Origin of the sequence: Bradyrhizobium vignae (assembly GCF_900324035.1) — a bacterium.
GTDB classification, from domain to species: Bacteria; Pseudomonadota; Alphaproteobacteria; order Rhizobiales; family Xanthobacteraceae; genus Bradyrhizobium; species Bradyrhizobium vignae.
This window is the reverse complement of sequence record NZ_LS398110.1, coordinates 4,100,084-4,114,794: the sequence shown is the minus strand read 5'-3', so window position 1 is coordinate 4,114,794 and position 14,711 is coordinate 4,100,084. Positions and strand designations below refer to the sequence as shown.

15 protein-coding genes and 1 pseudogene are annotated in these 14,711 nt (G+C 65.5%); 10 read left to right on the top strand and 6 right to left on the bottom strand.

Annotated features, from left to right (window positions below):
• The 5 genes and pseudogenes from BRAD3257_RS20015 to BRAD3257_RS40075 all read left to right on the top strand — a co-directional run bounded on the left by BRAD3257_RS20015 (position 1) and on the right by BRAD3257_RS40075 (position 4,242).
• Positions 1 to 1,101, top strand: coding sequence for an ABC transporter ATP-binding protein (locus tag BRAD3257_RS20015; protein ID WP_122403235.1), 1,101 nt, complete (start codon positions 1 to 3; stop codon positions 1,099 to 1,101).
• A gap of 32 nt (positions 1,102 to 1,133) precedes the next feature.
• On the top strand, positions 1,134 to 2,123 hold the full coding sequence (locus BRAD3257_RS20010; RefSeq protein ID WP_122403234.1) for a hydroxyacid dehydrogenase: 990 nt from the start codon (positions 1,134 to 1,136) through the stop codon (positions 2,121 to 2,123).
• A 346-nt stretch (positions 2,124 to 2,469) separates the two neighbouring features.
• Entirely contained in the window at positions 2,470 to 3,354 is an 885-nt protein-coding gene (locus tag BRAD3257_RS20000) for an aminoglycoside phosphotransferase family protein (RefSeq protein ID WP_244607651.1), read from the top strand.
• Positions 3,326 to 3,528, top strand: a pseudogene (locus tag BRAD3257_RS19995) (transposase); the annotation flags it as partial. The gene BRAD3257_RS20000 and the pseudogene BRAD3257_RS19995, both read left to right, overlap by 29 nt.
• Before the next feature lie 246 nt (positions 3,529 to 3,774).
• Positions 3,775 to 4,242 carry a hypothetical protein gene (locus BRAD3257_RS40075; RefSeq protein ID WP_162500273.1) on the top strand — a complete coding sequence of 156 codons (468 nt, stop codon included), beginning with the start codon at positions 3,775 to 3,777 and terminating at the stop codon, positions 4,240 to 4,242.
• Between the two features lie 60 nt (positions 4,243 to 4,302).
• Here BRAD3257_RS40075 and BRAD3257_RS19985 read toward each other — a convergent pair whose 3' ends face one another.
• The gene (locus BRAD3257_RS19985; protein WP_122406666.1) at positions 4,303 to 4,800 is read right to left on the bottom strand and encodes a DUF1993 domain-containing protein; all 498 of its coding nucleotides are present in this window, start codon (positions 4,798 to 4,800) and stop codon (positions 4,303 to 4,305) included.
• A gap of 115 nt (positions 4,801 to 4,915) precedes the next feature.
• Here BRAD3257_RS19985 and BRAD3257_RS19980 point away from each other — a divergent pair, with 115 nt between their 5' ends.
• The gene (locus BRAD3257_RS19980) at positions 4,916 to 5,695 is read left to right on the top strand and encodes a transporter substrate-binding domain-containing protein (RefSeq protein WP_122403232.1); all 780 of its coding nucleotides are present in this window, start codon (positions 4,916 to 4,918) and stop codon (positions 5,693 to 5,695) included.
• 170 nt (positions 5,696 to 5,865) lie between these two features.
• Positions 5,866 to 6,699, top strand: a complete 834-nt coding sequence (locus tag BRAD3257_RS19975; RefSeq protein ID WP_122403231.1) for a DUF2147 domain-containing protein — start codon at positions 5,866 to 5,868, stop codon at positions 6,697 to 6,699.
• A gap of 127 nt (positions 6,700 to 6,826) precedes the next feature.
• Here BRAD3257_RS19975 and BRAD3257_RS19970 read toward each other — a convergent pair whose 3' ends face one another.
• Complete coding sequence (locus tag BRAD3257_RS19970) at positions 6,827 to 7,231, bottom strand: (R)-mandelonitrile lyase (protein ID WP_122403230.1); 405 nt, start codon at positions 7,229 to 7,231, stop codon at positions 6,827 to 6,829.
• A 24-nt stretch (positions 7,232 to 7,255) separates the two neighbouring features.
• Positions 7,256 to 7,954, bottom strand: coding sequence for a ribonuclease activity regulator RraA (locus tag BRAD3257_RS19965; protein ID WP_027550912.1), 699 nt, complete (start codon positions 7,952 to 7,954; stop codon positions 7,256 to 7,258).
• A gap of 250 nt (positions 7,955 to 8,204) precedes the next feature.
• On the opposite strand from BRAD3257_RS19965, the gene pxpB reads away from it, so the two are divergent.
• Genes pxpB through BRAD3257_RS19950 form a run of 3 tightly spaced genes read left to right on the top strand, consistent with a single transcriptional unit; the run spans position 8,205 to position 10,770 of the window.
• Entirely contained in the window at positions 8,205 to 8,936 is a 732-nt protein-coding gene (gene pxpB, locus BRAD3257_RS19960; RefSeq protein ID WP_122403229.1) for a 5-oxoprolinase subunit PxpB, read from the top strand.
• Positions 8,933 to 9,970, top strand: coding sequence for a 5-oxoprolinase subunit C family protein (locus BRAD3257_RS19955; RefSeq protein WP_122403228.1), 1,038 nt, complete (start codon positions 8,933 to 8,935; stop codon positions 9,968 to 9,970). The genes pxpB and BRAD3257_RS19955 overlap by 4 nt, the downstream gene beginning before the upstream one ends.
• Positions 9,971 to 10,002: 32 nt before the next feature.
• Complete coding sequence (locus tag BRAD3257_RS19950; protein WP_122403227.1) at positions 10,003 to 10,770, top strand: LamB/YcsF family protein; 768 nt, start codon at positions 10,003 to 10,005, stop codon at positions 10,768 to 10,770.
• Between the two features lie 63 nt (positions 10,771 to 10,833).
• Here the strand turns inward: BRAD3257_RS19950 and BRAD3257_RS40350 are convergent, their stop codons facing one another.
• The 3 genes from BRAD3257_RS40350 to BRAD3257_RS19935 form a co-directional block, all read right to left on the bottom strand.
• Positions 10,834 to 10,986, bottom strand: coding sequence for a hypothetical protein (locus BRAD3257_RS40350; RefSeq protein ID WP_164936884.1), 153 nt, complete (start codon positions 10,984 to 10,986; stop codon positions 10,834 to 10,836).
• Between the two features lie 203 nt (positions 10,987 to 11,189).
• Complete coding sequence (locus tag BRAD3257_RS19940) at positions 11,190 to 12,803, bottom strand: sulfite reductase subunit alpha (protein WP_122403225.1); 1,614 nt, start codon at positions 12,801 to 12,803, stop codon at positions 11,190 to 11,192.
• On the bottom strand, positions 12,800 to 14,581 hold the full coding sequence (locus BRAD3257_RS19935) for a NirA family protein (protein ID WP_162500272.1): 1,782 nt from the start codon (positions 14,579 to 14,581) through the stop codon (positions 12,800 to 12,802). Before BRAD3257_RS19935 ends, BRAD3257_RS19940 begins: the two co-directional genes overlap by 4 nt.
• Positions 14,582 to 14,711: the final 130 nt, after the last annotated feature.

Here is a 14,711-nt window from a genome sequence, read left to right as displayed (position 1 = left end):
ATGGCTGACGTTGCTCTGCGGAAAGTAGTTAAGCGTTACGACGATGTCGAAGCCGTGCGAGGCATCGACCTCGACATCGCCGACCATGAGTTCATCGTGCTGGTCGGCCCCTCCGGCTGCGGCAAGTCGACGACGCTGCGGATGATCGCAGGGCTCGAGGACATCAGCGACGGCGACATCATGATCGGCGGCGACGTGGTCAACGACGTGCCGCCGAAGGACCGCGACATCGCCATGGTGTTCCAGAATTACGCGCTCTACCCGCACATGACGGTCGCGGAGAATATGTCGTTCGGTCTGCGCCTGAAGCACTACCCCAAGGCCGAGATCAAGGCCCGCGTGACGGAGGCAGCCCGGCTCCTCGACATCACCGACCTGATCGACCGCAAGCCGAAGCAGCTCTCCGGCGGCCAGCGCCAGCGCGTCGCCATGGGCCGCGCCATCGTGCGCAATCCCAAAGTCTTTCTCTTCGACGAGCCGCTCTCCAATCTCGACGCCAAGCTGCGCGTGCAGATGCGGATCGAGATCAAGAAGGTGCACCAGAAGGTGCGCACCACCACCGTCTACGTCACCCACGACCAGGTCGAGGCGATGACGCTGGCCGACCGCGTGGTGGTGATGAACAAGGGGCGCATCGAGCAGATCGGCACGCCGAACGAGCTCTACCACAAGCCGGCGACGCGCTTCGTCGCAGGCTTCATCGGCTCGCCGGCGATGAATTTCATCCCGTGCCGCCTCGAGGATGTCGGCGGCACGCTCCAGATCCGCCTCACCGACCGTATCGCTTTCCCGCTGCCGCCGGCCCGTGCCGCGCGATACAACGCGTTGCCGCGCACCGACAAGCTGCTGCTCGGCCTCCGGCCCGAGCATCTGACGGAGTCGCACGCGCATCTCGAGCCCGGGGTCGAGACCTTCGAGACCGTGCTCGACGTGACCGAGCCGATGGGAATGGAGACGCTGGTCTATTTCGGGCTCGACGGCACGCCGGTGTGCGGCCGCGTCAATCCCAATGCCGGCGCCAAGGACGGGGCACCCATGCGCCTGGCGATGGACCTCAACAACATGCACCTGCTAAATGAGGAAACCGGCGTCGTGTTGTGACGCCGTGAAGAAACGCTAGCAGGCAGGGAGCGATGGCGACCAACAAGAAGAAGATTTTCGTTACTCAAACTTTGTCGCAAGGGGCGCGCGCCCTCCTCACCCAGCGGGACGATATCGAGCTCGTCGAGTTTTCCAACCTGATCTCCGCGAAGGACTTTGAGGCGCTGCTGAAGAGCCATGCGCCGGTCCATGGGGTGGCGTTAGGTGCCACCGCCTTCGGCGAGACCGAGCTCGAGGCGGCCCGCGACATGAAGGTGGTGACCCGCATCGGCGTCGGCTACGACGCCGTCGACGTGCCCGCGCTCTCCCGCCGCAAGGTGCCGCTGATGGTCGCCGGCAGCGCCAACTCGCCCTCGGTCGCGGAAGCGGCGCTGTTCATGATGCTGACGCTGGCCAAGCGCGCGCAGGAGCTGCATGCCTGCGTCAAGGATGGCACATGGGCCGACCGGCTCGGCATGCTGCCGTTCGACCTCTACGGCAAGACCGTGCTGGTCATCGGGTTCGGCCGCATCGGCAGTCGTACCGCCAGGCGCTGCCTGGCGTTCGAGATGAAGGTGCAGGTCTACGATCCCTATAAGCCCGCCGCCGAAATCAAGGCCGCCGGCTGCGAGCCCATCACTGACCTCGACGCCGCGCTAGCTCACGCCGATTTCGTCACCATCCACTGCCCGAAGACGCCGGAGACCGTCGGCCTGTTCGATGCGGCGCGGATCGGCCGGATGAAGCCGAAATCCTACCTCATCAATACCGCGCGCGGCGGCATCGTGAAGGAAGCGGCGCTCTACGACGCCCTGGTGTCGGGAAAGCTCGCCGGCGCCGGTATCGACGTGTTCGAGGTGGAGCCGCCGCCGGTCAGCAACGCGCTGTTCGCGCTGTCCAACGTCATCATGGCACCGCATGTGGCCGGCGTCACGGTCGAGGCTGTCCAGCGCATGAGCGAGCAGACCGCGCGCAACATCCTGAGCGTGCTGGACGGCGATCCCATCCGGCAGAACGTGATCAATCAGGACGTGCTGGGCTGAGCGACAGGCGGACGCATGGCGCGGGCGGTCGCATCGCGTCATGAGTGACCTTAACATGTTGCGCGGACCCGGCGGCTGCGAGCGCACGGAAGCCGAGTATCGCAGACTGGCCGTCTTGGCCGGCTTCTCTTTCGCAGGGACGACTGATATCGGCTCGTTCAGCCTCATCAAATCAGGAAGGTCGGTGAGTGAAGCGGACACTGTTGTGCGCACCGCCGCACCTGCATGACAAACTCCGATTTTCCTGGAGGACCATCGGCCCATCCTGATGCCCGCTCCGGGTCACAACCGGGCTTGGGACCATTTAGCGGAGTGGCCGACGGTCTCTGCAGGTTGAAAGGCGATAATGTCCGGCGGCCCCCGACGGGAGGATTCCTTTTTGCTCGCCGGTGTTTCCTCTGTACGGTGGAGAACGGGCATGCAGGGATCACTAGGGAAAAAGATCGGTGAAGGCGCCTTCTCCGAAGCTTACGCCTGGGCGCCCGGTCAGGTGGTGAAGCTGTTCAAGGCCGGCGTCTCTCATCAGCTCGGTCGGCATGAAGCCCGAATGATCCGCGCTGTCCATGCCGCCGGCCTCCCGGTGCCGGCGGTGTTCGGCGAGGTGATCTTGGACGGGCGCTTCGGCATCGTGCTGCAGCGGCTCGACGGACCGACCCTGTGGCAGCTCTCGCGGACCGGCGCGGTGACGTTCGAACGGGCGGGAGCGATTGTCGCCGCGCTTGCCATGTCCGTTCACAAGACGCCCCCGCCGCCGGAGGTCCTCTCCCTGCGCGAGTATATGGAGGCGGAGTTGCGGCACGACGACGGCAAGCTTCCGAAGCACGTCGCCACCGATGTCCTCGCGCTGATCGAGCGCTTGTCGTCCGACGACAGGCTCTGCCATTGCGACCTGAGCCCCGGCAACGTGATCATGACGGCGGAAGGCCCAAAGCTCGTCGACTGGACTTTCGTGATGCGCGCGCCCGCCGCCGTCGACCTCGGGTTCTTGCATGTCATCCTGTCCGAGCTCGCCCCGGAAATCGCTGACAATCCCGAGCGGCCGCGCGCGACCAATGCGGCGGCGCAATCCGAATATGCGCGGCTGGCCGGCACGTCTCTCGCGGAGCTGACGGCGGCAATGGAGCCGTATTTGCCCATCGTCCGCACCTTCGTCGTCCTCGGCAACGTGGTGCCGTCCTTGCGGGAGCGGCTGATCCAACGCATTGAGGCGGGTTTGCGCTCGGAAGACTGAACAGTCTTGGTCGCGCGCGCGAGCCGTTCCTCGAGTAAACGACGCGTAAACGACGTCGTGTCCTTAATGGCATTTTCTGGGTCTTGCGATCCGGGGCACCTGGCGTGATCTGCCCGAGGCATTTGGTCCGCCACGTGCTACAACCGCTTCATCCGCTGGCGGCGGGCTGGTGTCGTCGCATGGTGACACGCTACGACAGGCTTGCCGCCAACTACCCTGCTTTCGTTCAACTGGCGTCAATCAGGCTATGGCTGCGCCTTAATGAGTTCGCGTCCTGGAAAGCATGAGTCCGCGTCCCAGAAAGTGTCCCATTTTGGTGCAGATCGAGCCCCAACTCAGCCTCAATCGAACGCGCGTAATAGGACCGGCCGCGGCGGCGCGGGACAGACTGGCCGGCCGCGTCGAGCTGGAGGATGACCCTTGGCAGAGATCGACCCGACCGACCACGCGCTGGCGACCATCGCCAGCATTTTGGAGCACCCCGAGCCCGTCCTCGTCGTCCGCGATAGCGCGACCGAGACGGCGGTTGCCGATGAGCAGGCGGTGGCCCAGGAGCAGGTCGTTACCGACGAGCATCCTGTCGTCGAGGAGCAGCCGCTGGTGCCGGAGCACACCGATGCCGATGGCTACAGCAAGGTCGGTCCCGGCCCCATGGTGGCGATCCGTCTCAAATGGACGGTCCATCGCGGCGATGACGGCCAGTATTACGTCCACGAGACCATCGGCGAGCAGTCCGCCCCCGTGGTCAGCGGCCCGATGACGAGCGAGGCCGCTGTGCGTTTCGTCGATGCGCAGGAGGAAGAGGCCAATAAACGCTTCGAGCTGCTCCGCAGCGAGATCGCCGGCCGCAGCTCGCTCGCCGATTACGAGCGCAAGGGCGAAGCGTAAGGCAGCTAGCAGACCAGGTCTCGCTACACCTCTCCCGCAGGGAGAGGCAAACACGGAGCCCTACTTCCGCCCGAGATAATCCTTCTTCACGAGCTCGACGCCGGCGTGCCGTAGCAGGTCGTAGGCCGTGGTGACGTGAAAGAAGAACTGCGGCACGCTGAACGTCAGCAGCAGCGTCCGCCCTGTGAAGGGCAGCTCGGTGCCGTTCTTCAGCCTGAAGAAGACGTTCTGCTCCGCCGCGGCATCGATCTCCGCACGCGGCAAGCTTTCGATGAACTCGATCGACGTTGCGATACGCGCTTGAAGCCCGGCCATATCGTGCTCCAGCGCCGGCAGCGCCACCGGCTCGCGCTGCGCCAGCAGGGCCGGCGCAACGGTAGCGTGGCGGCAGGCCTCACCGACCTGCTGCGCCAGGTCGTACATGTTCGGCGCAAGGCGCATGCCGAGCAGAACCGTCGGGTTGAACTTGCGGGCCTCTGCATAAGCGACGCCCTTGTCGAGCAGCGCGGACAGGTTGCGCAAATAGGGCACGAACAGGCCGACCGAGGCCTCGTACATCGATATCGTCACCTCAAGGATTCCCTTCAATTCTGCCTCGCCCGCGACGGGCATCTGGTCTAAATCCACGTCCGAACGGCTGCACAATGACAGCTCGCGCAGGGGTAGAAAAGAGATGATCGTTCGAATCGTGGCGGCCTTGGCCGTGGTGTTGCTGGCAAACCTTTCGGCGCAAGCGCAGCAGGCGCCCTCGCGTCTCGACGAGATCGTCCAGCGCGGCACGCTGCGCGTCGGCATGACCGGCGACTACAAGCCATTCACCTACCTGGACAAGACGACGCAGCAGTTCAGCGGCTTCGACGTCGACATGGCGCAGGCGCTCGGCAAAGCCCTCGGGGTCAAGGTCGAGTTCGTGCCGACGGCTTGGCCGAAGCTGATGAAGGATTTCGAGGCCGACCAGTTCGACATCGCCATGGGCGGCGTGTCGGTCACGCTCGACCGGCAGAAGAAGGGCTTCTTCTCGACGCCGATCATGCGCGAGGGCAAGACGCCGATCACGCGCTGCGCCGACGTCGGCAAGTACCAGAGCCTCGCCGACATCGACAAGAAGGGCACCCGCATCATCGTCAATCCCGGCGGCACCAACGAGCGCTTTGCGCGTGCCAACATCAAGGATGCCGAGATCACCGTCTTCCCCGACAACACAGCGATCTTCGACGAGATCGCCAAGGGCAACGCCGATCTGATGATGACGGACGCCTCCGAGACACGCTACCAGCAGAAGCAGCACGCCGGCGTGCTGTGCGCGGTGCATCCCGAAAAGCCGTTCGACTTCTCCGAGAAGGCCTATTGGCTGCAGCGCGACATGGCGCTGAAAGCCTTCATCGACCAATGGCTGCACATTTCCATGGAAGATGGCAGCTACAAGAAGATCTACGCGGCCTGGTTCGATTAAGGCCGCGTCCTCCTGTCGCTTGCCCCGCCAAACTTTGGACCGGCCCCAGGCCTATTGAACCCGGAGCCGCCGGAAGACGACTCATACCAACGACAGTGATCTAGATCACTTTTTGCGATGTTGCCGGCGCGTAAGCGTCGGTGCGGGGACGATCTGTTGAGGAGACGGAAATGAGGAAGCTGTTGGCCGCGGCCGCATTCCTTTTGGCGAGCACCGCCGCGCAGGCGCAGTACACCTTCGAATATGGCGGGCGCACCATCCGCATCGATCCGGACCGCGGCACCGTGCAGATCCCCGGCGTGTTTGACAACACCGGCCAGGGCAAGGCCAAGAAGGCCAAGAAGAACGAGCAGGCGCCGAACCAGCAACCGCAACAAGCGACGGTCGAGCCGCAAACGCCGGCGGCGCCAGCTCCGGTTCCCGCCCCGGTCACCCCTCCGCCCGTGGCCGCGCAGCCGCCCGCACCAGCGCCCACTGCCGCAGCAGCGCCGCCACCCGCTCCGCCACCACCAGCTTCACCGACGACCACGACGGCCACTAGCACGCCGGCCGATACGCCCTTGGTGCCGCCGCCGGCACCTGCGCCTGCCACGCAGCAGGCAGCGCCGGCCGCGCCGCCTCCGCCCGCTCCGGCGCCTGCCCCCGCCCCCGTTCAGGCGGCCGCGGCGGCACCCTCTCCGGCAACCGCGCCCACACGCGATCTCAATTCACCGGTCGGCGTCTGGCTCACCGAGGAGAAGGAAGGCAAGGTCCGCATCGAGCAATGCGGCACCAACCTCTGCGGCTACTCGGTCGACAGCAAGTCGAACCAGAACGGCGAGCAGGTTCTGATCAACATGAAACCCGGCAAGGACCAGAAATGGTCCGGCCGCATCCTCGATCCGAACTCGGGCTCGACCTATGATTCGACGATCGCCATGAAGGGCACCGACCAGTTGCGCGTGCAGGGCTGCGCCTTCGGCGGCATGTTCTGCGGCGGCCAGACGTGGACGCGGGTGAACTAGAGCCTCTCGAATTCTCCAGGACCGGGTGATTCCGGGGCACGCGAAGCGTGAACCCGGCATCTCGAGAATTCCGCGTTCGGCGACGCATCGCGTTGGGGCGATGCGTCTTGTCCGGGACACAGCAGCCTTAGCCCAACGCGGCCCCGTATTCCGCGTCGGTGACCGGCTCCAGCCAGGTCGAGTAGACGCCGTCGAGCGCTTCCTGCATGGCGATGTGGCACATGCCGTTGATCGGTGATGCGCCGTGCCAATGCACTTCGCCCGGCGGAATCCAGATGGTGTCGCCGGGGCGGATCTCGCGGATCGGGCCGCCCTTGGACTGGACGCGGCCGACGCCGGAGATGACGTAGAGCGTCTGCCCGAGCGGATGGTGATGCCAATTGGTGCGTGCGCCCGGCTCGAATGCGACGCGCGAGCAGTTCAGCCGTGCCGGTGCGGGCGCCATGATGACGGGGTCCTGCCACACGGTGCCGGTGAAGTTTTCCTTGGGCGCGCGCCGGGTCGGCCGCGTGCCTGCAACAGTGATTTCCATTGGGATTACCTCGCTGCTTCCCGACTACTTCTTGCTGGCGGCGTAGCGCGCCTTGGTCTCGGCATTCATGGGATAGAGGCCCGGCAGCACGGCGCCGTTGTTCACCTCGTTGACGATCCAGGCCTCCATGCGCTCCTGCTCGACGCCCTCGGCGAGGACGTGGTCGAGCATCGCTTGCGGGATCAGCACGCAGCCGTCCTGGTCAGCGACCACGATGTCGTTCGGAAACACGGCAACGCCGCCGCAACCGATCGGCTCGCCCCAGCCGACGAAGGTCAGGCCCGCGACGGAAGGGGGCGCGGCATAGCCGTCGCACCACACGGGAAGATTGGTGCCGAGCACGCCCTCGACGTCACGCACGACGCCGTCGGTCACGAGCGCGGTGACGCCGCGCTTGACCATGCGCGCGCAGAGGATGTCGCCGAAGATGCCGGCATCGGTGATGCCCATGGCATCGACCACGGCGATGCAGCCCTCCGGCATCGCCTCGATCGCGGTGCGGGTCGAGATCGGCGAGGACCAGGATTCCGGCGTTGCCAGGTCCTCGCGCGCCGGCACGAAGCGCAGCGTGAAAGCCGGTCCGACCAGCCGCGGCAAGCCCGGGCGCAGCGGACGGGCGCCGCGCATCCACACATTGCGCAGCCCCTTCTTCAGCAGGACCGTGGTGATGGTGGCGGTGGTGATGCCGGCGAGGGTCTTGCGGGCTTCGGGGGACAGCGACATGGACGAGAACGAGCTCCGGATAGGCGGGAAAAGAACGCGCGCATCTTGCGAGCCGCAAGCCTTGCGTCAAGGGCCTCGAGGCTGGCAATAACGCAGGGCCGCTGGGCTATTATGCGACGCGATAACAAGGCTTTATCGCTTCCCCTTGCATTAATTTATTGGACTTGCGGGCGCATTTACGCGAAGCAGGGCAAAGCGGAACTCGAACGTCGGGGGCCGCATTCTTCAGAAGCCCGATTTCGACAGCTCCATGGCCGCGACGCTTCCCCCGCCCCGCCTTTTGCCCAGTGGCGACAGCGCCGTCACGGTCGAGTTCAGCCGCACCATCGACGAGGACGCCAACCAGCGCGTGCTGGCGCTGGACAAGGCGCTCGCAGCGAGCCCAATCGACGGCATCACCGAGACGGTACCGACCTATCGCTCGCTGCTGGTGCATTACGATCCCGGCAAGATCGGTTTCGACGCGCTGGGCGAAAAGATCCTCGCGATCGCCACCCAGCCGCTGCCGCCGGTCACCAAGGCGCGCCGCTGGCGCATTCCCGTCGCCTATGGCGGCGAGCATGGCATCGATCTCGAGGATGTCGCGAAGGCGCTGGGCACCACGCCCGACGATATTGTCGCCCGGCATGTCGGCGGCGACTACAAGGTCGCCATGATCGGGTTCACGCCGGGTTGGTCCTATCTCAGTGGCCTCGACAAGTCCCTGCACATGTCGCGGCGGCAAAACCCGCGGCTGCTGACACCCGCCGGGACGATCTCGATCGGCGGCGTCCAGGCCGGCATCCAATGCCTGGCCGCCCCGAGCGGCTGGCACCTCCTGGGCCGTACGCCTGTCAGAACATATCAGCTCCATCGCAATCCGACCTTCCTCACCGAACCCGGTGATCGCGTGACTTTCTTCGCCATCGACCACAAGACGTTCGAGGAGATGGATCGCGCTGCGGAAGCCGGCGAGATCATCGCTGAGCAGGTGGTCGCATGAGCCGGCTCGTCGTCCCCAGCATCGGCCCTGCAAGCTCCGTCCAGGATGGCGGGCGCTTCGGCGCGCAGCGCTATGGCTTGACGGTGAGCGGGGCGATGGACCGGCTGTCGCTTGCGGCGGCGAACACGCTCGTCGGCAACGAGCCTTTCGCGGCCGCCGTCGAGATCGGCCCGTTCGGCGCCTCCTTCACAGCCCGCGACGGCGCCGTGCGCGTGGCGCTATCAGGCGCACCGCGCAATGCGGACGTCGCCGGAAACCCGGTCGCGATGGACACATCGGTGACGCTGAAGGATGGCGAGACGCTGACGCTCGGCTTTGCCCGCGGCGGCGCGTTCACGTATCTGGCAATCGAAGGCGCCATCAAGGGCGAGCCGGTGTTCGGCAGTCTCGCGGTGAATGCGCGCGCCGGCCTCGGCAGCCCCTACCCGCGCCCGCTCCAGGCCGGCGACGAGTTCACGGTCGATGCCGCGAGCGGTGCACCGGAGCTGCGCATCGAGCTGCCGAAGCCGGCGAGCGGCCCGATCCGCGTGGTGCTGGGGCCGCAGGACGACGAGTTCGACGAGGCCAACAAGGCGCTGTTCCTGAACAGCGAGTGGAAGATCTCGGCCACCTCCGACCGCATGGGCTACCGGCTCGAAGGCCCCGCGATCAAGCATCTGCACGGCCACAACATCGTCTCCGACGGCACGGTCAATGGCAGCATTCAGGTGCCCGGCAACGGCGCGCCGATCGCGCTGATGATGGACCGCGGCACCTCCGGTGGCTATCCGAAGATCGCAACGGTGATTACGGCCGATATCGGCCGCCTCGCGCAGACCTCGGCAGGAACCGCGTTCCGCTTCAAGGCCGTCAGCATTTCCGAAGCGCAGGACGAGGCGCGAAAATTCGCGCAGTTGATCCGCAGCCTACCCGATCGCCTGCGCTCCTCCGACACCGTCGCGCTCAACATCGAGGCGCTCAGCGATGCTAACGTGGCGGGCTATGCGGTCAGCGCGGTCGATGCCGGGACGTGGCAAGTCGCGGCGGAGCCGTAAACGGCAACAAGACCAGAGGCGGAGAGCACCCCATGAAGACAGTCGATCTTAATTGCGACCTCGGCGAAGGTTTTGGCGCGTGGGAGATGGGCAACGATGCCGCCATGATCGAGTTGGCGAGCTCGGTCAACGTCGCCTGCGGCTTCCACGCCGGGGACCCCGACATCATGCGCAGGACGGTGGAGCTGGCAAAGGCGCGCGGCGTCTCGGTCGGCGCGCATCCCGGCTACCGCGACCTGCACGGGTTCGGCCGCCACCCGATCGCAGGGCTCAAGGCCTCCGAGATCGAGAACCTCGTCGCCTACCAGATCGGCGCGCTGCAGGCGATCGCGACCGCGGCCGGCCACAAGGTCACCCATGTGAAGGCGCACGGCGCGCTCTCCAATGTCGCCTGCGAGGACGACATGACCGCGAAGGCGATCGCCGCCGGCATCAAGGCGGTCGATCCCAGCCTGATCTTCGTCGTGCTCGCCAATTCGAAACTGGTGAAGGCCGGCGAAGCGGCCAATCTGCCGATGGTGCACGAGGTGTTCGCCGACCGCGCCTACGAGGACGACGGCAATCTGGTCTCGCGCAAGAAGCCGGGCGCGGTGCTGCACGATGCCAAGGCGATCGCCGACCGCGTGGTGCGCATGGTGCAGGACGGCGCGGTGGTCTCGGTGACCGGCAAGGTGATCAAGATGCGCACGGACACGGTCTGCATCCACGGCGACACGCCGGGCGCGGTCGAGATCGCGCGTGGCGTACGTCAGGCGTTGAAGGAAGCCGGGATCGAGGTCGCGCCGTTCAAGCGCGCGTGAGATACGTAAGAAGGGTACAGGGTGGGCGCGGCGCTATGCGCCTTTGCCCACCCGACGAGAGCATCAGAATGGGTGCACCGACAGCGTCCCGAACACGATCGCCGCGATCACCGCAAACGCGCTGTACATCGCAACGTGGTGCATGCTCGCCCCGGTCCGACGCGAGAGCGAACGCGCGTAGAAGTGCAGCCTGGCTTCAGCCGATAGTGCGCGCATGGTCGATCTCCAACGCCCCATTTGCGGGAGTATGAAGGATCAAGCCGGGGGGCAGGCAAGACGGTGGCGGAAATAGCGATGCGCCTTCTCCGAGGAGACAGCATCGCAGCTGTAAATTCTCTTGAAGTGCAGGTTCCGGGAATTTTATTCGTTCAAATCCGAGCCAGTTGGAACCGGCTCGGACGACGGCGGAGTGGCAGTGGTTAGTACACGTCCGCCTGGAAGCGGCCGGTCTTCTTGAGCTCGGCAACGAAACTGACGGCCTCATCCGTCGAACGCGCGCCGAACTGGGCGACGATATCGACCAGCGCGCGCTCGACATCCTTGGCCATGCGCTTGGCATCGCCGCAGATATAGAGATGCGCGCCTTCGGCGAGCCAGGTCCACAGCTCGCGGCCGACCTCGCGCATGCGGTCCTGCACGTAGAACTTCTTCTCGCCGTCGCGCGACCAGGCCAGCGACAGGCGCGTGAGCAGCCCAGAGGTCTTCATCGCGTTGAGCTCCTCCTGGTAGAAGAAATCGCAATCGCTGCGCTGATGACCGAAGAACAGCCAGTTCTTGCCGGGCGCGCCGGTCGCCTTGCGATCGAGCAGGAAGGCGCGGAATGGCGCGATGCCGGTGCCGGGTCCGACCATGATGATCGGCGTCTTCGGGTCTTGCGGCAGGCCGAAATTGTGCGCCTTCTGCACATAGACCTTGAGCTTCTCGCCCTCGGCGATGCGCTCGCCGAGGAAGGTCGAGGCGACGCCGAGGCGCTTGCGCTTGCCGATGACGTAGCGCACCGAGTCGACTGTCAGCGACAGTTTTCCCGGCGTCGCGTTGTGCGAGGACGAGATCGAGTAAAGCCGCGGCTGCAGCGGCTCCAGCGCCTCGACGAACGCCTCCGGATGCGGCCGCGTGCCGGAAAACTTCTGCAGCGCCGCCATCACGTCGAGGGTCGCGGCATCGCCATCGGGATCCTCGCCCTGCGCCAGCGCTCGCGCCTTCTCGCGCTGCGCGCCGCCGGTGATGAAGGAGATCAGCTCGAACAGCGTGTCGGGCGCCGGCGACAGCGAGACGTCATCGATCAGCACCTCGCGCAGCGTCTTGCCGTTCACTTTGGTGGTGTGGGAGGCGCCGAGCAGCGCGATGACCTGGTCGACGAGGCCGATATCGTTGCGCGGGAAGACGCCGAAGGAATCACCAACGACATAGTCGAGCTTGCTCTCGGAGAGATCGAACTCGATGTGATAGGTCTCCTTCTCCGACTTGCCCTTGTTGAGAAGACGGCGCGACAGGAACGTCGCTTGAATCGGATTGTCGCGCGAGCGGCCGGGCTCTGCGATGGTCACGGTCACGGCCGGCGCGGCCACCGCGTCCGTCTTCTCGGGAGCTTTCGCCACGGGCGCCTTGTCGAGCTCCTCGTACAGCGACTTCAGCATCCGCGCGGTTTCCTTGCCGCCGGGAACGCACAGATTGAGCCGCGCTTCGCTGCGGCTCGCGATCGCCTCCGAATAGTCGTGGCAATTGTAGCCGCACTGGCCGCAATCCTGCTGCGCCATCGCTGCCATCATCTTGCGCCGCAGGGGGCGTCCCTCGGCGAGCTTCATCCGCTCGGCGATCGGCATGGTCTGGTCATGCCATGGCGCTTCGCCGTCATCGCCGTCGCCGGCCGCTCCCTGCATGACGGCGGCGCCCTGCTCCGCCGACAGCGGCGCGGCAACGTCCGGCGACAGCAGCCCGGCGAAGAAGCCGTTCAGCCAGGAACGCTGCGCATCGGAGAACGGCGCGCTCGCGGGAATGAGGTCGAGTTTCGGCGGTGGGGTGATCTGGTTCATGCGGACACCTGTGCATCGGCCAGCTTGCGCAGCGTCTCGCCGTCGTGGCGGCGCGCAAAGGACAGGAAGGTTTCATCGGGAGACGAGCGATGGGCGATATAGGCCTTGAGCAGTTTTTCGACCGTCTTCGGTGCGTCCTCGGCCTTGAGGTCGTGATAGACTTCCTGCCCGACGTCGGCATCGGGGCCGAACCCGCCGCCGGTGAAGAGGTGATAGCCCTCGACCGTGTCTTCCTCGCCGACCGGCACACGCGCGCCAATCAGGCCGATATCGCTGATGTAGTGCTGCGCGCAGGAATGGTGACAGCCAGTGACATGGATGTTCACCGGCTTGTCCATCGCGACGCGCGGCTCGCACCAGTCGCCGATCTCGGCGGCGTGGCGCTTGGTATTGGCAGCGGCAAAGCGGCAACCGGCATTGCCCGTGCAGGCGATCAGGCCGGCGCGGATGTGCGAGGCCTCGACTGCGAGCCCGATCTGCTTGATGGCCGCGACGGCAAGCTCGACATTCTCGTCGCGCACGCCTGAAAGCAGGAGGTTCTGCCAGACCGTGAGACGGATCTCGCCGTCGCCGAGATCGCGCGAAACCTTGGCGAGGCCGCGCATCTGATCGGAGGTGAGCTTGCCGAGCGTCAGCGACACGCCGATCCAGTTGAGCCCGTCCTGCTTCTGCTTGTGCACGCCGATATGGGCCAGACGGTCGGCGGCAGGCCGCGGCGCAAACGCCTCTTCCGGCACACGCGTGAACGGCTTCTTCAGCCGCTCTTCGACCAGCTTGAGGAAGCCGTCGTGGCCCACGCTGTCGAGCACGTATTTCAGCCGTGCCTTGTTGCGATTGGTGCGGTCGCCATGATCGATGAACACGCGCACGATGGCGTCGGCGACGGCAGTCGCCTGCTCCGGCTTGACGATGATGCCGGAATATTTTGCAAAATCCTTGTGGCCGGTGATGCCGCCGAGACCGAGCCGGAACCAGATGCTGGGCTCGACGCCGAAACCGTCCTTCACCTCGTACGCGGTGAAGGCGATGTCGTTGGTCTCCTCGAGCACCGCGATCCTGCCGGCGCCGTCGAAGGCGACGTTGAACTTGCGCGGCAGGCCATAGAGCGAGCGGTCGTTGAGGATGTGATAGTGCCACTCGCGCGCATAGGGCCGCGTGTCGATGATTTCCTGCGGATCGATGCCGGCCGTCGGCGTTCCCGTCACGTTGCGGATGTTGTCGGCGCCGGAGCCGCGTGAGCACAGGCCGAGGTCCTGGATGCCTTCGATCATCCTGATCGCGTGCTTCGGCGGGATCTCGCGCAGCTGGAGATTGGCGCGCGTCGTGACGTGGCTGTAGGGACCGCAGAGCTCGTCGGCGAGATCGGCAAGGCCCGACAGCTGCCAGTGCTTCATGATGCCGTTCGGAATGCGCAGGCGGCACATGTAGGAGTCCTGCGTCGGCGCGACATAGAAGATGCCGTAATAGCGCCAGCGGAAATTGTCCGCCGGGCTCGGCGGGGTGTTGTCGCGCGCCTGCTGGCGCAGCCGGGGATAGGCGTCGAAGGGATGCTCCTCGCGCTTGAACTTCTCCTGGTCGGCAAGCTTCTTGCCCGCCGCGATCACCTTGTCCTGCGCCTTGATGTGAACGGCATCGGGACCGGTCGGCTCGGCATTCGTCTTGCCGGTGCCCGTGCCAAGGCCGCGGCCGACCCGGCTGATCTGCAGGCCCGTCGTGAAGCCTTCGAGATAGCGTTTCTGCTCGTCGGTAAAGTCGACTGAGACCGTATCGATTTTCATGGTGTGTAACGAAGCTCCTGCGGCCACCTCGGTGGCATCGACGGAAAATTGCGCGACCCGCGGGAAACTCAGCTGGCTCTGACGCCTGCTTCGCAACCCGACGGTCCGATCAGCTTCGTTGCTGTGGGAC